At 50.7% G+C, this 20,233-nt stretch carries 20 protein-coding genes, 1 tRNA gene, 1 other RNA gene and 1 riboswitch; of the genes, 11 read left to right on the top strand and 11 right to left on the bottom strand.

Going from position 1 to position 20,233, the window contains the following annotated elements; translation table 11 throughout:
* Positions 1-15: 15 nt before the first annotated feature.
* A complete protein-coding gene (locus ACN28R_RS08235; RefSeq protein WP_095834138.1) occupies positions 16-870 on the top strand; it encodes an aldo/keto reductase in 855 nt (284 codons plus the stop codon).
* Between the two features lie 51 nt (positions 871-921).
* Here ACN28R_RS08235 and ACN28R_RS08230 read toward each other — a convergent pair whose 3' ends face one another.
* Together ACN28R_RS08230 and gapA are read right to left on the bottom strand one after the other, a co-directional pair.
* Positions 922-1,797 (bottom strand): D-hexose-6-phosphate mutarotase, encoded by an 876-nt coding sequence (locus tag ACN28R_RS08230; protein ID WP_048638972.1) that lies wholly within the window; start codon positions 1,795-1,797, stop codon positions 922-924.
* Positions 1,798-1,882: 85 nt separating this feature from the next.
* On the bottom strand, positions 1,883-2,878 hold the full coding sequence (gapA, locus tag ACN28R_RS08225) for a glyceraldehyde-3-phosphate dehydrogenase (RefSeq protein WP_048638971.1): 996 nt from the start codon (positions 2,876-2,878) through the stop codon (positions 1,883-1,885).
* A 339-nt stretch (positions 2,879-3,217) separates the two neighbouring features.
* Between gapA and msrB the strand changes: the two genes are divergently transcribed.
* Together msrB and ACN28R_RS08215 are read left to right on the top strand one after the other, a co-directional pair.
* Positions 3,218-3,640: a peptide-methionine (R)-S-oxide reductase MsrB gene (gene msrB / locus ACN28R_RS08220; RefSeq protein ID WP_048638970.1), complete on the top strand. Its 423-nt coding sequence runs from the start codon at positions 3,218-3,220 to the stop codon at positions 3,638-3,640.
* A gap of 82 nt (positions 3,641-3,722) precedes the next feature.
* Entirely contained in the window at positions 3,723-3,995 is a 273-nt protein-coding gene (locus ACN28R_RS08215) for a YeaC family protein (protein ID WP_048638969.1), read from the top strand.
* 36 nt (positions 3,996-4,031) lie between these two features.
* Here ACN28R_RS08215 and pncA read toward each other — a convergent pair whose 3' ends face one another.
* The 3 genes from pncA to sppA form a co-directional block, all read right to left on the bottom strand.
* The gene (gene pncA, locus ACN28R_RS08210) at positions 4,032-4,673 is read right to left on the bottom strand and encodes a bifunctional nicotinamidase/pyrazinamidase (protein ID WP_048638968.1); all 642 of its coding nucleotides are present in this window, start codon (positions 4,671-4,673) and stop codon (positions 4,032-4,034) included.
* A gap of 19 nt (positions 4,674-4,692) precedes the next feature.
* Positions 4,693-5,712 carry an asparaginase gene (gene ansA / locus ACN28R_RS08205; protein WP_048638967.1) on the bottom strand — a complete coding sequence of 340 codons (1,020 nt, stop codon included), beginning with the start codon at positions 5,710-5,712 and terminating at the stop codon, positions 4,693-4,695.
* Between the two features lie 108 nt (positions 5,713-5,820).
* A complete protein-coding gene (gene sppA, locus ACN28R_RS08200) occupies positions 5,821-7,671 on the bottom strand; it encodes a signal peptide peptidase SppA (protein WP_095834136.1) in 1,851 nt (616 codons plus the stop codon).
* 190 nt (positions 7,672-7,861) lie between these two features.
* On the opposite strand from sppA, the gene ACN28R_RS08195 reads away from it, so the two are divergent.
* From ACN28R_RS08195 to ACN28R_RS08185, 3 genes are all read left to right on the top strand, one after another.
* Positions 7,862-8,413: an NAD(P)H nitroreductase gene (locus tag ACN28R_RS08195; protein WP_048638965.1), complete on the top strand. Its 552-nt coding sequence runs from the start codon at positions 7,862-7,864 to the stop codon at positions 8,411-8,413.
* Between the two features lie 96 nt (positions 8,414-8,509).
* Positions 8,510-10,432 (top strand): DNA topoisomerase III, encoded by a 1,923-nt coding sequence (locus ACN28R_RS08190; protein ID WP_048638964.1) that lies wholly within the window; start codon positions 8,510-8,512, stop codon positions 10,430-10,432.
* Positions 10,429-10,719 (top strand): DUF1496 domain-containing protein, encoded by a 291-nt coding sequence (locus ACN28R_RS08185; protein ID WP_095834135.1) that lies wholly within the window; start codon positions 10,429-10,431, stop codon positions 10,717-10,719. The genes ACN28R_RS08190 and ACN28R_RS08185 overlap by 4 nt, the downstream gene beginning before the upstream one ends.
* 120 nt (positions 10,720-10,839) lie before the next feature.
* Here ACN28R_RS08185 and xthA read toward each other — a convergent pair whose 3' ends face one another.
* Positions 10,840-11,646: an exodeoxyribonuclease III gene (gene xthA, locus ACN28R_RS08180; RefSeq protein ID WP_048638962.1), complete on the bottom strand. Its 807-nt coding sequence runs from the start codon at positions 11,644-11,646 to the stop codon at positions 10,840-10,842.
* Between the two features lie 233 nt (positions 11,647-11,879).
* A riboswitch (glycine riboswitch) is annotated at positions 11,880-11,976 on the top strand.
* A 21-nt stretch (positions 11,977-11,997) separates the two neighbouring features.
* On the opposite strand from xthA, the gene ACN28R_RS08175 reads away from it, so the two are divergent.
* Positions 11,998-12,618 (top strand): trimeric intracellular cation channel family protein, encoded by a 621-nt coding sequence (locus tag ACN28R_RS08175; protein WP_048638961.1) that lies wholly within the window; start codon positions 11,998-12,000, stop codon positions 12,616-12,618.
* A 91-nt stretch (positions 12,619-12,709) separates the two neighbouring features.
* Here the strand turns inward: ACN28R_RS08175 and ACN28R_RS08170 are convergent.
* The 4 genes from ACN28R_RS08170 to ACN28R_RS08155 all read right to left on the bottom strand — a co-directional run bounded on the left by ACN28R_RS08170 (position 12,710) and on the right by ACN28R_RS08155 (position 14,654).
* Positions 12,710-12,838, bottom strand: a non-coding RNA gene (locus ACN28R_RS08170) — RtT sRNA.
* Positions 12,839-12,880: 42 nt separating this feature from the next.
* Positions 12,881-12,965 (bottom strand) — tRNA-Tyr (locus ACN28R_RS08165).
* Positions 12,966-13,130: 165 nt separating this feature from the next.
* Positions 13,131-13,979: a formyltetrahydrofolate deformylase gene (gene purU, locus ACN28R_RS08160; RefSeq protein ID WP_048638960.1), complete on the bottom strand. Its 849-nt coding sequence runs from the start codon at positions 13,977-13,979 to the stop codon at positions 13,131-13,133.
* 207 nt (positions 13,980-14,186) lie between these two features.
* A complete protein-coding gene (locus tag ACN28R_RS08155) occupies positions 14,187-14,654 on the bottom strand; it encodes a YchJ family protein (RefSeq protein WP_048638959.1) in 468 nt (155 codons plus the stop codon).
* Between the two features lie 134 nt (positions 14,655-14,788).
* Here ACN28R_RS08155 and rssA point away from each other — a divergent pair, with 134 nt between their 5' ends.
* From rssA to galU, 3 genes are all read left to right on the top strand, one after another.
* The gene (gene rssA, locus ACN28R_RS08150; protein ID WP_048638958.1) at positions 14,789-15,691 is read left to right on the top strand and encodes a patatin-like phospholipase RssA; all 903 of its coding nucleotides are present in this window, start codon (positions 14,789-14,791) and stop codon (positions 15,689-15,691) included.
* An 82-nt stretch (positions 15,692-15,773) separates the two neighbouring features.
* The gene (gene rssB / locus ACN28R_RS08145) at positions 15,774-16,790 is read left to right on the top strand and encodes a two-component system response regulator RssB (RefSeq protein ID WP_048638957.1); all 1,017 of its coding nucleotides are present in this window, start codon (positions 15,774-15,776) and stop codon (positions 16,788-16,790) included.
* Positions 16,791-16,991: 201 nt separating this feature from the next.
* A complete protein-coding gene (gene galU / locus ACN28R_RS08140) occupies positions 16,992-17,903 on the top strand; it encodes a UTP--glucose-1-phosphate uridylyltransferase GalU (RefSeq protein WP_048638956.1) in 912 nt (303 codons plus the stop codon).
* Positions 17,904-18,042: 139 nt separating this feature from the next.
* Here the strand turns inward: galU and hns are convergent, their stop codons facing one another.
* Complete coding sequence (hns, locus tag ACN28R_RS08135; RefSeq protein WP_095834134.1) at positions 18,043-18,450, bottom strand: histone-like nucleoid-structuring protein H-NS; 408 nt, start codon at positions 18,448-18,450, stop codon at positions 18,043-18,045.
* Between the two features lie 388 nt (positions 18,451-18,838).
* On the opposite strand from hns, the gene ACN28R_RS08130 reads away from it, so the two are divergent.
* Positions 18,839-19,435 carry a thymidine kinase gene (locus tag ACN28R_RS08130; protein WP_048638954.1) on the top strand — a complete coding sequence of 199 codons (597 nt, stop codon included), beginning with the start codon at positions 18,839-18,841 and terminating at the stop codon, positions 19,433-19,435.
* The last annotated feature ends 798 nt before the right edge of the window (positions 19,436-20,233 follow it).

The following is a 20,233-nucleotide window of genomic DNA, read 5'->3' as shown; positions in this document are numbered from 1 at the left end:
AGGGGAGAAGCAATCATGGCGATAAAAGAAGTCAGCTTTCCAGATGGCACGAAGGTGCCTGCGATTGGCCAGGGTACCTGGTTTATGGGAGAAAAGGCGCAGGCAAAAGCGCAGGAAGTTAAAGCCTTACAGACGGGAATCGAGCAAGGCTTGACTCTGATCGATACGGCTGAAATGTATGCGGATGGCGGGGCGGAGATCGTCGTTGGCGAGGCGATTCGCGCACGGCGCGACAAAGTCTATCTGGTGTCCAAAGTTTATCCGCACAACGCCGGCGGCGCAAAAGCGATCAAAGCCTGTGAACAGAGCCTGAAACGCCTGCAAACCGATTATATCGATCTGTATTTGCTGCACTGGCGCGGCAACATCCCACTGACTGATACCATCGCGGCCATGCAGCAGCTACAGCGTTCGGGCAAGATTGGCCGTTGGGGCGTATCCAACCTGGATATTGATGATATGCAGGAGCTTTGGTCTATCGATGGCGGCCAGGAATGTATGACCGATCAGGTACTTTATCATTTGGCGTCACGCGGGATAGAGTTCGATCTGTTGCCCTGGTGTCGGCAACAACATGTACCGGTTATGGCTTATTGCCCGATCGCTCAGGCAGGGCGCTTGCGTAATGGGTTGTTTGCGCATCCGGTGATTAACGCCATCGCCGGAGCGCATGCGATCACGCCGGCTCAGGTATTGCTGGCCTGGGTTATCCGCCAGACCGGGGTGATAGCCATTCCCAAAGCCAGTTCGGAGCAGCATGTTAAAGAGAATGCGCAAGTATTGGATATTGTGTTTCATCCGGATGAGCTGGCCTTGCTGGATCAAGCCTTTCCACCGCCGAAGAGCAAACAGCATCTGGACGTGGTGTAACGTCGAGGGAAATTATGGCGTATGAATGGGCATTCATACGCCATTTTGTCGTTATGACGATTTCTTGATACGAATAAGCGTGGATAATCGGGCAGGTGACTGCACTGTCGCGGTTAACGGCTGATTAATACGCGCCGTTTCTACGCAGACAAAGGTTTTATAGCCTTCGTCAGTCATATCACTAATGGTATGTGATAGTTCCGCGCCGGGATTCCATGAAACGACGTCGCTATAGTTGGTATGGTGCACTTCAATCGTGCGTTGCAACACCGGGTCATTAATAACGCTAATACTCTGCGGATGGGTGTAAATACGGTCGGTGCGATCGGTAAATACCAGATCCCCTTGTTGAGCGGATACCTTGCCCTGATTGACTTTATCAATATATTGATCGCCCAGCCCGCTGATAGCGATCTTGCCGATATCGCCGATTTGAAAGTAGGTGTGTAATGCGCTGGTAAAGCTGTAATCACCGTGCGCTTCCAATTCGACATGACATGTTTTACCCAATTTGAAACGGGCGATAAGGGTAAATTCATGCGGCCAGGATTCACGGGTTTTCGCCGTGTCGCGCAGTGTGAAAGCCAATTCCACACCTTGTTCATCTTCGCTATGAGACGTGAATTCCCACGGCAGCAGGCGTGCGAAACCGTGGTTAGGTTCAGCATACGGGCCAAACCATGGGAAACAGATAGGGATACCGCCACGAATAGCCACATGCTCAGTGAAGGCCGTGTTATCGCTTAGCCAAAGCACAGGCGCTTCGCCCGTTGGTTGCCAGTTCAGCAGATGCGCGCCTTGTAATGTTACAGCTGCGCGAACCTGGGGATGCTCGACGACAATCACCGGCAGTTGTTCCAACTGTCGCTGGCTGATGGTTGAGGTAATTGGGTTGATGATGGGGAGTTTGAAAATCTTATCATTCATGATGTTGCCTATTTTGGTTGTTGTTAATCAGCAAGTAAAAAGGGCGACCGGAGGCCGCCCTTCATCATTGAACTATCACCCGAACTTACTTGGAGATGTGAGTGATCAGATCCAGAACCTTGTTGGAGTAGCCGGTTTCGTTATCGTACCAGGAAACCAGTTTCACAAAGTTGTCGCTCAGAGCGATACCGGCTTTGGCATCGAACACTGAAGTCAGTTTTTCGCCGTTGAAATCGGTAGAAACAACGTCGTCTTCGGTGTAACCCAGAACGCCTTTCAGTTCACCTTCTGAAGCTGCTTTGATAGCGGCACAGATGTCTTTGTAAGACGCAGGTTTTTCCAGACGGGCAGTCAGGTCGACAACGGATACGTTCGGAGTAGGAACGCGGAACGCCATACCAGTCAGTTTACCATTCAGTTCAGGGATAACTTTACCCACTGCTTTCGCTGCGCCGGTAGAAGACGGGATGATGTTCTGAGATGCGCCGCGGCCGCCGCGCCAGTCTTTGTGAGACGGGCCGTCAACGGTTTTCTGAGTCGCGGTAGTGGCGTGAACGGTGGTCATCAGTGCTTCAACGATACCGAAGTTGTCGTTGATGACTTTAGCCAGCGGCGCCAGGCAGTTGGTGGTACAAGATGCGTTGGAAACGATGTCCTGACCGGCATAGGCTTTGTGGTTAACGCCCATAACGAACATCGGCGTGCTGTCTTTGGACGGACCGGTCAGAACCACTTTCTTCGCGCCAGCGCTGATGTGCTTACGTGCGGTTTCGTCAGTCAGGAACAGACCAGTTGCTTCAGCAACTACGTCAACACCGGCTTCGTTCCATTTCAGGTTTGCCGGGTCACGTTCTGCAGTAACACGGATAGTTTTGCCGTTAACAACCAGATGGCCATCTTTAACTTCAACGGTGCCGTTGAAACGGCCATGAGTAGAGTCATACTTCAGCATGTACGCCATGTAGTCAGCGTCTAACAGATCGTTGATCGCAACAATTTCAATGTCAGAACGTTCTTGTGCTGCACGGAAAACAATGCGGCCGATACGGCCAAAACCGTTGATACCTACTTTGATAGTCATATATTCCACCAGATTTGGTTAGTGAATAAAGGTTGGTTGTAAAATTACAAAAACCTTGCTGAGCGTCAAGCGGAATCGTGTCAATAGTTGCTGTAAGTCAATCCTATGACTAACCTTTGCACGAAATTCCACCTAAGCTGTAAATAAAGAACATTTAAGACGGATGTAGCGCTGTCTGAATCATATAAAGCCCATTCCGTCTAAAATTGTGATTAATGTCACAATTAAATGCTCATCCTGTCCACTGACATTATATTAAGCTAAAATGGCCTGTAAAGTTGTTAATTTTTTGTTATTATTCATGAATGGTTTGGTGATGTTGCTTTCCACGAGACTCCTATGGCTAACAAACACTCTCAGCAGTCCTCTTCAGATTCGACTGAATTGACAGAAATACAACGTTATGTGACTCAGCAAAGAGGCACGGAACCCCCATATTCCGGCAAGCTGCTGCATAACAAGCGTACTGGCATCTATCACTGCCTGTGCTGCCAGAAACCGTTGTTCTATTCGGCCAACAAATTTGACTCCGGATGTGGCTGGCCAAGTTTCGACCAGCCGGTATCCCCTGACGCCGTTCGCTATATCGACGATGATTCTCACCATATGCACCGTATCGAGATCCGCTGCGGCAACTGCGATGCGCATTTGGGACACGTTTTTCCCGACGGACCGCAGCAGACTACCGGTGAGCGTTACTGCGTTAATTCCGCGTCATTAAGCTTTATCGACGCCGATGATGGCAAGCGGGTTGATGGCTGACTGGGACCGCTGGTCTAACTATATTGATTTTGTTGGTTAATGATTAGCTTAAACGTTTCAGCAATACGGGCGGGAATAGGCGATGCAACTTGATGATTTGATCGATGCCATGACGCCGGAAATCTACCAGCGGTTGGCGACCGCTGTAGAATTAGGCAAATGGCCGGACGGCGTCTCTTTATCCGCGGAACAGAAAGAGAATTGCCTGCAAATGGTGATGCTGTGGCAATCGCGCCACAATAAACAGGCGGAACATATGACCATCGGTCCTGACGGGGAAATCGTCATGAAAAGCAAGCAGGAACTGAAGCAACAGTTCAGTGAACCCGCGATTGCGCGTCTCTATCCAAGGTGAGTTTTGCAGGATCCCCACGAGTAAACCACGACCCGGTTACGTGGGCAGCTCGGCAGTGAAGGTGTCTAAATCGATCAGATTCGCGCCTTGGCGCTGCATCTCCTGCAGCGCTGTCCGGCTATCTTGCGGATTAAGATTGACGCCGCGGCATCCTTCCACCAGCACATCCGTTTTGTAGCCCAGCGCGAGGGCGTCCAGCACGCTGAATTTAACGCAGTAGTCCGTTGCGATGCCCATTACGGTCAAATGCGTGACGCCATGAGCCCGCAACCAGTCATCCAGATCGGTTTTAGCCCGATGACCGTTATCAAAGAATGCGCTATAGCTATCAATGTTGGCTTGAGTGCCTTTGCGTACCACCCAGTCAATCGCTTGCTGATTCAGCGCCGGATGAAACTGGGCGCCCGGTTGATTCTGGACGCAATGAACGGGCCACCAAACCTGGGGCAGCCCATCAAGCTCGCCGATTTCACCTACCGGCGCGTTGGCGTTGACGGCAAAGCTGCCATGATTGGCCGGATGCCAGTCCTGGCTGGCGATGACCGCGACATTCGCCGCGGCACAGGCTGCAATCGCGCGATTTGCTACTTCGATTACGCGGTCGCCTTCGCTAACCGCCAATGCGCCGCCAGGGCAGAAGTCATTTTGCAAATCAATCAATAACAACGCTCTGTTCATGGAAGCCCCCGTCATTAATTTAGTCTTTATCGCTTAACTCGCCGCGCAGATTTTGCTGCATTAGCTGCCTGATCTGGTTGGGGTCAAGCGTTTGCTGACTCAGTAGGTAGTGCAATTTAGTCAGCGTGGCTTCGACGGTCATATCGAAACCGCTGATTACGCCAGCCTGAGCTAACGCATTACCGGTGGCGTAGCCGCCCATATTCACCCGGCCGGAGATGCACTGCGTCAAATTAACCACCACGATGCCGCGTTCCGATGCTTGACGCAACTCATTCAGCAAGCCAGGACTCTGAGGCGCGTTGCCTACGCCGTAAGAACGTAAGATCAGCGCCTTCACCGGCTGACGCAGAAAGTTGCGCACCACATCCGCAGAGATACCCGGATAAATCGTAATTACCCCGATAGGCTGCGGCGTAATGTTGTTTACCTGCAATGGCGGGCAATTCTCACATGCCGACGATGGCGCCAGGCGGCGAATATGAATACCGGCCTCCAACAAGGGCGGATAATTGGGCGATGCGAAGGCATCAAAGCCATCGGCATGGGCTTTGGTGGTTCGGTTGCCGCGCAGAAGTTTATTGTTGAAGAATAGGGTGACTTCATTAATCGGGTGATTGGCGGCGACATACAGCGCATTAAGCAGGTTGGTTTGCCCGTCCGAGCGTAATTCGGCGAGAGGTATTTGTGACCCGGTCACAATTACCGGCTTAGACAGGTTTTCCAGCATGAAAGATAATGCCGATGCGGTAAAGGCCATGGTGTCGGTGCCATGCAAAATGACAAAGCCATCGTACTCATCATAATGCTGTTGAATATCGTCGGCGATAGCCTGCCAGTCGGCCGGCGTCATATCGGAAGAATCGATCAACGGCGAGTATTCATGAATGGTGAATGCCGGCATTTCAGCACGATGGAATTCCGGCATTTGCGCCAGTTGTTGCTGCAAGTGCCCGGAGACGGGAATATAGCCGTTAGCGGAGCGCTGCATCCCGATGGTGCCGCCCGTATAGGCAACGTAGATAGACTTTTTCTGCATGGGTGATGTTAATCAGGGTAAAAGCAGGATTATAGAGATTACTAGGAGGAAAGACAGCCCGGCATGTTACCCACAGGAAAGGGAATGCCGGGCTGTACGGTTTTGGTTTTACCGGATCTCGCCGCAGGTGAGGCACAGCGCATACCGGTGCTGCGGATCGTTGAGGTTATTCATGATGGAAGGCTGCGCGTGTATCGCGTTGGTCAACTGCGCGACGGGAGCCGGCAGCATCGACTGAACGGCGGTAGGCAACCAGGCATAAACCGATGCGTTGATTTGGTTCATCATGGCATCGAACAGGCTGGGTTGCTCCGCGAACCAGCTAAGCTGATATTGACCCAGTTTGGCCAGCTCGGCGGCTTTCTTCACCGCGTCGTCAAAATCGCCTAACTGGTCGACCAAGCCATTTTCTTTCGCATCGCTACCGATCCAGACATGTCCCTGGGCAATCTGATCGATTTGCTCCGGCGTTTTTTTACGCGCCTGGGCAACGATGTCGATAAAGTTCTTATACCCGCGTTCGATACTCAACTGCACCATTTGGCTGAATTCCGGCGATAACGATTTTGTCATCGCCAGATCGGCCAGCGGCGAGGTGGCAACGCCATCGGTGTGTACGCCAATACTTTCCAGTGAGTTTTCAAACGTATTGATCACGCCAAAGATACCGATGGAACCGGTTAGCGTGCTTGGGCTGGAGATAATGGCGTTCGCCGGCGTTGAAATCCAGTAGCCGCCGGATGCCGCCATACCGCCCATTGAAACCACCACCGGCTTGCCCGCAAGACGGACGGCCATCAGTTCCGAACGGATCATTTCCGATGCCGACACGCTTCCGCCAGGGCTGTTGACGCGCAGGATCACGGCTTTGACTTTCGGATCGAGACGCGCTTCGCGGATCTGGGCGGCGGTGGTATCGCCGCCTACCATTCCGGGCGTTTCCTGACCGTCAATGATCGCGCCATTGGCAAAAACCACGGCTATTTGATTATTGTTTTGCGCCGGGGGTTTCGGCTGATAGTCGTAAATACTGGTGAAGTTGAAGTTATTGGCTTTGTCATTCCAGCCAAAGGCTTTGATCAGCGTTTGTTCGATAACAGTGCGGGAAGCGACTTCATCCACCAGCTTGTTTTGCAGCGCGTAGCGGGCGGTGTCGCCCTGGACTGCTTGTAAGCCCGCAATGATACCGGCCGCGCCAGGGAACAACTGTTCCGGCGTTATCTGCCGGTTAGCCGCGACGGTACCCAGATATTGCTGCCAGAGGGCATTAATCCAGCGGCTGTCAGCCTCTCTGGCTTCTGGCGACAGATCATCGCGCAGGTAAGGTTCTACCGCGGATTTATAAGTTCCCACTCTGAAAATATGGGTGGTGACTTTCAGTTTATCCAACAGTGACTTGAAGTAGAGGTTATTAGTGGCCAAACCATGGAGATCCACCTCTCCCTGAGGCGTCAGCGCGATCGAGTTGGCGAAGCTGGCCAGATAATACTGCGCCTGACTATAGCTATCGCCTACGGCATAGATGGGTTTACCGCTGTCGCGGAATTCCCGCAGAGACTTGCCGATATATTGCAAGGATGGCTGATCCGCTCCTGAAAAATCGCTCAAATCCAGCACGATGCCGGTAATATTATTATCGGTCTTGGCCTGGCGGATGCTATCGACAATATCAAACAGGGAGTTTTCCTGTCGCCGGTTGCTGGATGCGCCGAAAAATTCACGTCCCAACTGACGTAATTTATTGTTCATCGACGGCTGATCGACCACGACGCCCGTTAGATCAACCAACAATGCGCCGCGAGTGACTTCTGCTGGCGTGCTGCTAAATTGTGTGTAAATCCCGACGCCAATCAGAATGAGCGCGATAAGAAAAATATTGAGAATAAATTCTCTGATAAAATTAAGCAGGCGCCAGGTCCACTTAAAAAGGCCGCTAAAAATTCGCCACAATGTGCGCATGGTATCTCCGGAAACGGGAAAACAGCTTATTATTTTAATATCCTAATAAGCGGATAGGAAAAAGTCAGCATTAAATCATCCCCAGATGGCTCTTGGGTGGGGCTATCTTGTAACAAAACTTCTACTTATGCTACCGTGGCGCGCATTGTGTCTTACCACAGAAATCACATTGTAATACAGGAGATGTGCGATGGATGCTCTCGAACTGTTGCTTAATCGTCGTTCGGCTTCACGCCTGACGGCACCGGCACCTTCAGGTGAGGCGTTGAACAATATTATTCACGCTGGCATGCGTGCTCCCGATCACGGGACTCTACAGCCCTGGCGGTTCTTTGTGATTGAAAATGAAGGGCTGGCGCGCTTTAGCGCGCTGCTTACTGAAGCGGCGGAACAGGAAGGTCTGGACGAAGCCGGGATAGAGAAAGCCCGGCAGGCGCCGTTTCGCGCACCGCTGATTATTACGGTGGTGGCGCATTGCGCAGACAATCCGAAGGTGCCCCGCTGGGAGCAGGTCGTTTCCGCCGGCTGTGCCGTTCAGGCGATGCAGATGGCCGCGTTAGCCCAGGGTTTTAACGGTATCTGGCGTAGCGGCGCCTGGACGCACAACCCACGGGTACGCGCAGCCTTTAATTGCCGCGAACAGGATGAGATCGTCGGTTTCCTCTACTTGGGTACGCCGCAACTGAAAGCGTCAACCACGGTGACGCCGCTCGATGCTGAAAAATTTGTCCATTATTTCTGATAAGCGCCAGTTGAAAAGTTTTCGTTTCCCTGTGCATTTGCCGCGTGTTTTACACCACGGCTGCGGGGAAACGATCTTTGCGCGCAATGGTACGTAATGCGACTTTTTATTGCCGAAAAGCCCAGTCTGGCGCGGGCGATCGCGGATGTGCTGCCTAAACCGCATCGCCGCGGCGACGGTTTTATCGCCTGTGGCCAGAACGATGTGGTGACATGGTGCGTCGGACATTTGCTCGAACAGGCGCAACCCGATGTTTATGATGCGCGTTATGCGCGCTGGTCGTTGGCCGATTTGCCCATTATTCCACAGAAATGGTTGCTTCAGCCCCGTCCCTCGGTCAGTAAACAACTCAATACCATCAAAAAACTGTTGGCGGACGCCAGTGAGATCATTCATGCGGGCGACCCCGATCGTGAAGGGCAACTGTTGGTTGACGAGGTGTTGGAATATCTGGCGTTGCCGGAAGAAAAACGTCATCAGGTGCGGCGCTGTTTGGTTAACGATTTGAATCCCCAGGCGGTAGAACGCGCGGTTTCAAGACTGCGCGAAAACAGGGAGTTTATTCCGCTGTGCGTCTCTGCGCTGGCGCGTTCCCGCGCCGATTGGTTGTATGGCATCAATATGACGCGCGCCTATACGCTGTTGGGGCGTAATGCGGGCTATGATGGCGTTCTGTCGGTCGGCCGGGTGCAAACGCCGGTGCTGGGGCTGGTGGTGCGCCGTGACGAAGAGATCGAAAATTTTGTTCCTAAAGATTATTTCGAGGTGAAAGCCCACATCCTCACGCCCACCGGCGAGCGTTTTGTTGCGCTTTGGCAACCCAGCGAATCCTGTGAGCCTTATCAGGATGAAGAAGGGCGCTTGTTACATCGATCTTTGGCGGAGCACGTCGTCAAACGGATCGATGGTCAGCCCGCTTTCGTCACTGGCTATAATGATAAACGGGAATCAGAAACGGCGCCGCTGCCTTATTCGTTATCGACGTTGCAGATTGAAGCCGCCAAACGGTTCGGACTCAGCGCCCAGCAGGTGCTGGATATTTGCCAGAAGCTCTATGAAACCCACAAGTTGATTACTTATCCGCGTTCTGATAGCCGTTATCTGCCGGAAGAGCATTTTGCCGGGCGTCAGGCGGTATTGAATGCGATCTCTGTGCATCAGCCGGACCTTTTGCCTCAGCCGGTCATGGATATCGAACGGCGCAACCGCTGCTGGGATGACAGTAAAGTCGATGCCCACCATGCTATTATCCCTACGGCGCGCAGTTCAAGCGCGGCGCTGTCTGATAACGAGCAAAAGGTGTATGGGCTGATTGCCCGTCAGTACATCATGCAGTTTTGCCCGGACGCGGTGTTCCGCAAGTGCGTGATCGATTTGGATATCGCTGGCGGAAAATTTGTCGCCAAAGCCCGATTTCTGGCCGAAGCCGGCTGGCGCACGCTGCTGGGGGGAAAAGAGCGTGACGAAGAGAATGAGGGTACGCCGTTGCCGATCGTCGCCAAAGGCGATGAGTTATTGTGCGAACGCGGTGAGGTGATCGAGCGGCAAACACAACCTCCGCGACCGTTTACCGATGCCACCTTGCTGTCGGCAATGACCGGTATCGCGCGCTTTGTTCAGGATAAAGCACTAAAGAAAATCCTGCGGGCAACCGATGGTTTAGGTACGGAAGCGACGCGCGCGGGGATTATCGAGTTATTGTTCAAGCGTACATTCCTGTTTAAGAAAGGGCGTTATATCCATGCCAGCGAAGCGGGGCGGGCGTTGATCCATTCTCTGCCGGATATGGCTGCGCATCCGGATATGACGGCGCATTGGGAAGCGACGCTGACGCAAATCAGCGAAAAGAAATGCCGTTACCAGGATTTCATGCAGCCGTTGACGCATTCGTTACAGGAACTGATTCATCAGGCCAGACAGAACCGGGCCGTGAGCGCTTTCAAAGGTATTGCCGCGCCGCAGGTGAGCAGTAAAAAACGGCGTAAAACCCAGCCCAAAGTAAAGGAGCAGAATCCATGAGGTCGTTAGTTTCCTGGTTTATTGCCGCCGCCGTGTTGGTATTGCCATCGGTGGCGACGGCGAGCCGTAGCGGGACGGATATTGTGGTGCCGGTTCCTGCTGAGGTGTGGAATGCGGGTTCCGCCGCGCGTGAACGAAATAATCAATGTATTCGCTGTTGCGTCTATGAGAACCGTAACTATTCGGAAGGCGCCGTGTTGAAAGTAGAGAGCGTGATCCTGCAGTGTGTTCGAGATAAACAGACGCTGGGAACGAACGATCTGATTTGGCAGCCGATCAAACAGTAATGCAAAATGCCGGCGGGTAGACCATAAGACGCCGTGGCGACAGCTGAGTCGCCACGGCGTGTTTCTATGACGGATGCGCGCCGCAAACGGCGTTTAAAATCGCTTCCGGCGCTTTTTTATCTATAAAGCGAACTCCGCCCAGATCGGCGCATGATCGGACGGTTTTTCCATCGCCCGAATATCATAGTCGATGCCGGTGCCGGTACAGCGTTCGGCCAGCGGTTGACTCGCCAGTATCAAATCGATACGCAGCCCGCGATTGGTATCAAAACCGCTGGAACGATAGTCAAACCATGAAAAACGGTCGTTGCAGTCAGGGTTGGCCGCACGGAACGTATCGGTTAGCCCCCAGGCCTGCAGACGGGCCAGCCACTCACGCTCTTCCGGCAGGAACGAACATTTTCCCGTACGCAGCCAGCGCTTGCGGTTGTCTTCGCCAATACCGATATCAAGGTCGGTCGGGCTGATGTTCAGATCGCCCATAACGATCAGCGGTTGGGCGGTAGCATGGTGCTGCTCAATATAGTTTTGCAGATCCTGATAAAAGCGCGTTTTGGCGGGAAACTTCACCGGGTGGTCGCGACTTTCTCCCTGGGGAAAATAGCCGTTCACCACCGTCAGCGTACCCTGTTCTGTGGCAAAATCCGCCATGATAATTCGCCGTTGCGCGTCTTCCTCATCGGTCGGAAAACCGCGGCGAATCGCTACCGGTTGGTTTTTGCACAACAGTGCGACGCCGTAATGGCCTTTTTGCCCGTGATAAAAAACGTGATAGCCATATTGGCTCACGTCTTCCAGTGGAAACATGTCGTCGTGGACCTTAGTTTCCTGTAACCCGATCACATCTGGCTGGTGCTGCTCGATAATTGCGGCCAACTGATGAGGACGCGCCCGCAGTCCATTGATATTAAAAGAAACAACTTTCATGTTAGCTGCCGTTCAATGAAAATGTTTCCAGATGGTAACAGAAATCGATGTCGTGAGTCACGGCGGAGTGGGAACCTGTTGGCGACGGGTAAATAAGACGCAATGATGATGAGTTGAACGATAACGGCCAAGCCCGTATACTCCGCTTTCTCGCAGGAGAGAGCGCGTCAATTGACGCTCCGCCGAAGGCGCAAACTCCCATAATCGCTCAGGTCACCATACTGCGAATTTCATTCAAGCCAACTGGAGAGAGGTTGTTGCGACAACCCACCGAAGGGGCAAGCGGCGTAAGCGGCGTAAACTCTCAGGTAAACGGACAGAGGGAGGGGCACATTTCACAGGAAAACTTGTGTGCTTACTTATATCTATCTGATCGCGATCACGGCGGAAGGCATGTCTGGCGCGCTGGCCGCCGGACGGCGCAATATGGATATTTTCGGCGTTAGCATGATCGCCTTTATCACTGCGCTTGGCGGTGGTACGGTGCGCGATATCCTGCTTGGTCATTATCCCATCGGTTGGACCCAACACCCCGGTTATATTTATCTCACGATCGGCGCCGGCCTCTTTACTATTGTCATTGCGCGCGTGATGCATCATTTGCATCGCCTGTTTCTGGTGCTGGACGCCATGGGGTTGATTGCTTTCACCATCATTGGCTGCAATGTCGCACAGGGGCTGAATTACTCCATCACGATTGTGGTTATGGCGGGAATTGTGACGGGGATTTTTGGCGGCATTCTGCGCGATATATTCTGTAACCGAACCCCGATGGTATTGAAGAAAGAGCTCTATGCCTGCGTGTCGCTGCTGGTGGCGCTGCTTTATCTGGGGCTGAAGGCGTTGAATGTGGATCATGATATCAATCTGCTGGTTTCTTTCAGCATCGGCCTGTCCGTGCGTCTGGCGGCGATTCGCTGGTCATGGCAGTTGCCGGTTTTTTCTTATATGTCGGAGAGTTGGAAGGACTAACCCGTCGAACCTTGGTCGAAGGTTCTCACCTTCCCCTGATGGGAATCTGAAAGCGCGGTGTTGGAATTTGATTCAGGGAAATATTTTGAAGTGGTGGTGGGGGAAGGATAACTCGCCGCTACGCGTCTCGCCCTGCGGGCCAACGCTAACGCGTTGTTCAAAACCTTCGGTTTTGTCGAACCTTGGTCGAAGGTTCTCACCTTCCCCTGATGGGAATCTGAAAGCGCGGTGTTGGGATTTGATTCAGGGAAGTATTTTGAAGTGGTGGTGGGGGAAGGATTCGAACCTTCGAAGTCTGTGACGGCAGATTTACAGTCTGCTCCCTTTGGCCGCTCGGGAACCCCACCACTGGCCTTGCTGCAAGATGCTTTTGCTTCAAGCGGGGCGCATCATATCAAATGACGCGCCACTGTAAAGCCTGATATATCAAAAACCAACGTGTTTGCCGATTTTTTATTCCAGATGGTGCATCCTTGTACATTTAACGCGTAAAACGATGCCCGATCGGTAAATTAAAGAATAATAGTGCGATTCCCGTAGACAAAAACACGCTGCGCCAGCACTCGGTAAAGCGCGCGGCTTAACACATTTTTCTCAACGTCGCGCCCGGCGCGCATCATGTCATCGGCCGTGTAGGTATGGTCGACGTTGATGACGTCCTGCATGATGATCGGGCCTTCATCCAGACTATCGTTCACGTAGTGAGCCGTGGCCCCGATGATTTTCACGCCTCGTTCATACGCCTGATGATACGGACGGGCGCCGATGAATGCCGGCAGGAACGAGTGGTGAATATTGATAACCTGATTCGGATAATGTTGAACGAATGCCGGTGTTAATACGCGCATGTATTTTGCCAGAACAACGAAATCAGGTTGATACTCGTCGATCTGCGCAATCATGTGCTGATCGTGCTCTTCGCGGGTAAAGCCTTCATGGCTGACCAGATGGAAGGGAATATCAAACCGTTCAACCAGCGTACGTAATGTATCGTGGTTGCCGATGACGGCGGCGATTTCAACATCCAGCCCGCCGTATGCGCTTTTCATCAATAAATCGCCCAGACAGTGGGCTTCTTTCGTTACCAGAATGACGATACGGCGACGACCGGACGTCGTCAGTTCACGCACAGAACCTGCCGGGAGCGCGCCGTCGAGATCGGCCAGTAAGGTGACATCGTTAAATATCCCTTCCAGCTCGGTACGCATGAAAAAACGCCCGGTGCGATGATCGACAAACTCATTGTTCTGCACGATGTTGAGTTCGTGCTTGTAACAAATATTAGTGATTTTCGCGATTAGCCCTTTAGCGTCGGGGCAAATGGTCCGTAATACTTTTCTTTGGGTATTTTGGGGTTGCATGGGTGTGTGGATCCTGTCCAAAACTTAATCTATCCGTCTTCTTCCAAGCGTACAAAATGCGTTGGCTACACTCGCTTACCCAAATACTCTAAGTAAGAGCATCGGGATTCGTTCGTTTGCCGCTTTTCTGCAACTCGAAATCTATTGGGTATAGCGTACCTGGGTTTACGTTGAGCAGTGCCGGAATTCACCGCATTAATGTCTGTTTTACTGTCCGCAACACTTCTTGTATTTTTTGCCGGAACCGCACGGACAGTGCTCATTTCTGCCGGTTTGCAGATGAATGCCGTCCGTATAGTACCAGCGATCGTGATGGCGAAGGAAGCGTGAGCGCTCTCGCATTAATCCATGCTGCTGGTTATCCGTAGCGGATGTATAGCGGGCGGCAAACTCTACATAACCTTCGTCCGGCGTCTTACCCGGCGCGCTAGCTAATATGTTAAGCCCGAGCCAGATCGTTTCCTGGCAGCTTTCCTGAATCGAGTGCCGCCATTTTTCCGGCTGGCGATCGGGATGCCAGGTCGCTATCAGGTAATCCACATCATGCTTAACGTAGGCCGTATAGCGGGATCGCATCAACGTAACAGGGGACGCGGCGGCGGCACTTTTGCTGAGATACGGCTGACAGCATGATCGGTATGGTAGGCCACTGTTACAGGGGCAAATTTCCGGCACAGCCTCTCCTGAAAAAAAAAGTAATTAAAAAAAATGATAATAATAGTGGGATCCTTAGTCAGGATGCCGATATGTTACCTAATAATCTCTGGATGTAGCAATGTGCGCTAGAATGAAAGCACACGAGGTCAACCATGCGACAGAAAAAAGTTGGTTTGGCATTAAGTTCTGGCGCAGCCAAAGGATGGGCCCACATTGGTGTGATCAATGCGCTGACGGAGCTTGGCATTAAGATCGATGTTATTGCGGGATGCTCCGTTGGGGCATTGGTAGGCGCAGCCTATGCGACGCATCGATTGGCTGACATGGAGCGTTGGGTCAGCGGGTTTGGCTACTGGGATGTCATCCGCCTGATGGATCTTTCCTGGCAGCGCGGCGGTTTGTTGCGTGGCGACAGAGTATTCAATAACGTAAGGAATCTGTTAAAAACAATACAAATCGAGGATTGTGCGATTAAATATGGCGTGGTTGCCACTAATCTGAGTACCGGGCGTGAACTTTGGTTGACAAAAGGGGACCTGCATCAAGCGATTCGGGCTTCCTGCAGCATACCTGGCTTGTTATCTCCCGTTTTATTCAATGGTTACTGGCTGGTTGACGGCGCGGTGGTGAATCCGGTACCGATATCGCTGGCGCGTGCCATGGGGGCCGATGTGGTGATCGCGGTTGATTTGCAGCAGGATGCCAGTCTAAACCACCATGACTTGCTGTCGATTAAACCAACGATACCCGAACCTGAAGCGGCTTCACATGACTGGCGCCGCATCATTCGTAAGCGTTTGGCGCGTGGACGCCGTCAGTCAGCGACGATCTCGCCAACGGCGATGGAGATTATGAGTACGTCAATTCATATTCTTGAAAACAGATTAAAGATGACGAGAATGGCGGGCGATCCGCCGGATGTGCTGTTACAGCCTTCTTGCCCACAAATCGCCACGCTGGATTTTCATCGGGCGCAGGAAGCGATTGAAGCCGGTCGCCAGGCCGTGGAAAAAAAACGGGATGAATTGTTACCGCTGGTAAATAGAGCGCTTTGAAACTTGCCGGGCAAGCGGCAACAAGCGAGTGATGGCGATAAAGTAATCTGGATATTAAGCATTTGAAGTAAAGGGGTAACTGATGGAACAACCATTGGCGGGTAAACATGTGTTGATAATTGAGGATGAAGCTGTTTTCCGCTCCGTACTTTCCGGTTATCTCGCTTCGCTCGGCGCTTCGGTTTTAGAAGCGATTCATGGTCTGGAAGCGTTAAGTATTCTGGAGCGCCACCATCCGGAATTGATCATCTGCGATCTGAAAATGCCGATGATGGGCGGAATTGAGTTCCTTGAACGCCTGCGCTTAAGAGATAACCATACCCCGATACTCGTGATCTCCGCGACCAGCCAGATGGCCGATGTTGCGAAGGTTCTGCGGCTTGGCGTTCAGGATGTTTTGCTGAAACCTATCCGTGATTATGCGCGCTTGCGCGAGGCGGTCATGTCTTGTCTTTACCCGGATATGTTTACTTCGCCAGTGAATGAGATTGAACAGTTAATGCAGGATATGGATTCCCTTAATCAATCTCCGGATGCGGTCGCAAAACTTTTAGCGCAATTGCAGCCGCCGGTTCAGCAAACGCTTGCGCGTTGCCGAATAAATTATCGTCAACTGACTGATGCCAAACAACCCGGCCTGGTTTTGGATATTGCCGCACTGTCTGAGGATGATCTGGCTTTCTATTGTCTTGATGTTACCCAGGCGGTAAATAATAACGGTACGCTGGCGGCGCTGTTGCTTCGCACACTATTCAATGGCGTGCTTCAGGAACATATGGCGAATCAACAACATCGTTTACCTCATTTGCCGCTGTTATTAAAACAGGTAAATCAACTATTGCGTCAGGCTAGTCTGGAAGGGCGTTTCCCATTGTTGGTTGGTTATTATCATCGTGAATTAAAACGGCTGATACTGATATCTGCCGGCTTGAATGCGACATTAAACGTTAATGAAAGTCAAATCGCGCTCAGCAGTGGCGTACCCTTGGGGACGCTTAATGAAGCTTACCTCAATCAGTTAAATCACGTTTGCGACGCCTGGCAATGTCAGATATGGGGCGGCGGCGGTCGTTTACGGCTGATGCTTTCTACAGAATAGTCCGATAGGTGGGGCTATCGTCCTCGTCAGACCTGGTTCTCCTTCCGTTATTATTTTTTCTTTCCTACTATTAGTCATTATCCTAATTTTTGCTGGACGATGATGTCGGACAAGTGCGACCCGGTAAAACTGGTATACTCATCCGGTTTTTAGACCAGACAATTTAAGTTCATTATTTGAACGATATATAAGAGGTTGTTTATGTCGATTGTGAATAAAAAAGTCAAAAAAGCGGTTATCCCGGTGGCGGGATTGGGAACGCGCATGTTGCCAGCGACAAAAGCCATTCCTAAAGAGATGCTTCCGTTGGTAGATAAACCTCTAATCCAATATGTTGTCAATGAGTGTATTGCTGCGGGAATCAATGAAATAATTTTAGTTACGCACTCATCTAAAAATTCAATTGAGAACCATTTTGATACCAGCTTTGAGTTGGAGGCCATGCTTGAAAAGCGTGTTAAACGCCAACTGCTGAAAGAAGTGCAATCTATTTGCCCGAAACACGTCACCATTATGCAGGTTCGTCAGGGGTTGGCGAAAGGTTTGGGACACGCCGTATTGTGTGCTCACCCATTAGTGGGTGATGAGCCAGTGGCCGTTATTTTGCCCGATGTGATTATTGATGAATATAAATCAGATCTGAAGAAAGATAACTTAAGCGAAATGCTGCATCGTTTTTCAGAAACGGGCCATAGCCAGATTATGGTTGAGCCTGTTGAAAATGTCAGCAGTTATGGCGTTGTCGATTGCAAAGGCGTGGAATTAAAACCAGGTGATAGTGCGCCAATGGTTGGGGTAGTAGAGAAGCCGAAAGCTTCCGAAGCGCCATCTAATTTAGCCGTTGTCGGCCGTTATGTTCTATCAGCTGAAATTTGGTCTTTGCTGGAGAAAACCCCGCCGGGTGCAGGTAATGAAATTCAGTTAACAGATGCTATAGCAATGTTAATGGAAAAAGAAACGGTAGAAGCCTATCACCTGAAAGGTGAGAGTCATGACTGCGGCAACAAACTTGGCTATATGCAGGCCTTTGTGGAATATGGCATGCGCCATGAGAACTTAGGGCCGCAGCTTATCCAATGGCTACAGGAAACTATTGAAGCAGAAGAAAATTAATATTTAGAAAAAGATGCTCTCTGTTTTATTACAAAAGGCGGAGAGCGCGAATTCTTATCGGCATACGCATTATTTTCCCAAAAAAATAATACCCTTGATAAAAATCAAGGGTATTTTGCATTTGTTTATTAAAAAAAGATCAGAGCAGGAAATCGTCTAAAGATTTACCCTGTTCTTCGATTGCTTTTTTGATTACGGCAGGCGTGCGGCCCTGGCCTGTCCAGGTTTTAACGTCGCCGTTTTCGTCGGTATATTGATATTTGGCAGGGCGGGCGGCACGTTTGCTTTTACCAGCAGTTTTGACGGAACCTAAAGATTGTAATAGTTCATTAGGATCAATGCCGTCGGCAATCAGCATATCGCGATATTGCTGTAATTTACGTGCGCGTTCTTCAACTTCTGCCTGAACCTGGCTTTCTTCTTCGCGGCGTTCATTTACCACGACTTCCAGTTTTTCCAGCATTTCTTCCAAAGTATCCAGACTACATTCCCTTGCCTGGGCACGCAGAGTACGGATGTTGTTTAGAATCTTTAGTGCTTCGCTCATTGTGATAATCTCAAATTTATATTATTGGTGGCGTGTAGTGAGATAATAGAGTGGTATTTTCTTTTCTGCAATAGTCAAATTTGTAAGTTTGTTAAAAATTGTCGTTTTTAAAACGGATATCACAACCTATGTTACGTGAATATAAATACCGGCCCCTCAATATGAAATACATTTAACCCATCATTTCTCCAGCATCGATGCGCTTGATAAGATATTGTGGTACGACCATCGTTATAAGGAATGATTATATCTTTATTGCGGCATCAATAGATGAAACTTAGTGAGTTTGCACAAGTAATAGCCCATTGCATGACTTGTCGGAGAGTTGTTACAATAAAAATTAACCCTATACAGACAAGATATAGCCTATCTTTGGGAGCATCGGAGTATGGCTCAACTTTATTTTTATTATTCAGCAATGAATGCAGGGAAATCTACCGCGCTATTGCAGTCATCATATAACTATCAAGAACGTGGTATGAGAACAGTGATTTTCACCGCAGAAATAGATAGCCGGTATGGTTCCGGGGTAGTCAGTTCACGTATCGGCCTTTCCGCGCCAGCGCTATTGTTTAATCCGCAGACATCTTTATTTAGTTTGCTAACTAAAGAACATCGCAGTCAGCCTATTCACTGCGTATTAATTGATGAGTGCCAATTCTTAACCCGTGAACAAGTCAGCGAACTTTCTGACGTGGTAGATCAATTAGATATCCCCGTGTTGTGTTACGGCTTAAGAACGGATTTTCGCGGCGAATTGTTTTCGGGGAGTCACTATTTATTAGCCTGGGCGGATAAGTTGATTGAGCTTAAAACCGTGTGTTATTGCGGCCGTAAAGCGAACCGTGTATTACGATTGGACTCACAGGGAAATCCTTTGCATGAAGGAGAGCAGGTGGTTATCGGCGGTAATGAAAACTATGTCTCCGTTTGCAGGAAACATTATAAAATGGCATTAGGATTAATCAGCCATGAAGTTGAATAACAGGGTGGTAATAACGCTGACGGCTTATCGTTAACGCTGATAACGGTGTTTCTAACTAATTTATATCATTATGATTATTCCACTTGTGATGTTGATTTGCGCCGCTCCCGTAGAACACGCTGCCCGGTAAGACGGCAATACGCGGGAGTCGACAGGCAAATGGCTTTCCCTGCGTCTAGGCGAGGTAGAGAGCATCAAGATAAAAGGGCGCAAAGAATTCACAAAACAAGCCTTCTGACGCGTGTTGTCACCCACGGTTGTGGGTAACTGTCTTAACGAAATTTACCGCTGTAAACGGGCGCTGAAGCGCCAGAAATTAATCCGTTTCCTGTGAGTATCCGATGTATCCGGACGATGGCTGTGCGGGAATGGCCAATAGGGTTTCAGCGCGGCTGGATGACACGCACAGCCTGTGGGATGTATTGACATACTATGCGGAACAAATGCGCGTATTTGCCCCCGCGCCTGGGTATTCTAAATAATCCAAGCGGTAGGGATCGAACCGGGGAGTGCTCAAGTAAACGAGCAACGTGGGCGCTATGGTATTTAAGGCGCTTAGGAAGGCTGTTAGAGGCGCATCTGCCTGGAACCTGAACGTGTGGCGTTAGCGGTGAAGCGTACGACACCGGAGCAATAGGCGGGTTTCTTGTCCGTATTACGCAAGAGGCGAGCTCCTGATGTTAGGCATATCGTCATTAGCGTTAATCAGGATGAAAAAATACCCCGGCAGTTAACTGACGGGGTATATGAGATGCTTCTCTGGAATAAACAGCCTCAGAAGAGGCTGTTATCTCACAG

Origin of the sequence: Brenneria goodwinii (assembly GCF_002291445.1) — a bacterium.
Taxonomy (GTDB): Bacteria; Pseudomonadota; Gammaproteobacteria; order Enterobacterales; family Enterobacteriaceae; genus Brenneria; species Brenneria goodwinii.
This window is presented reverse-complemented; position numbering and strand designations above follow the sequence as displayed.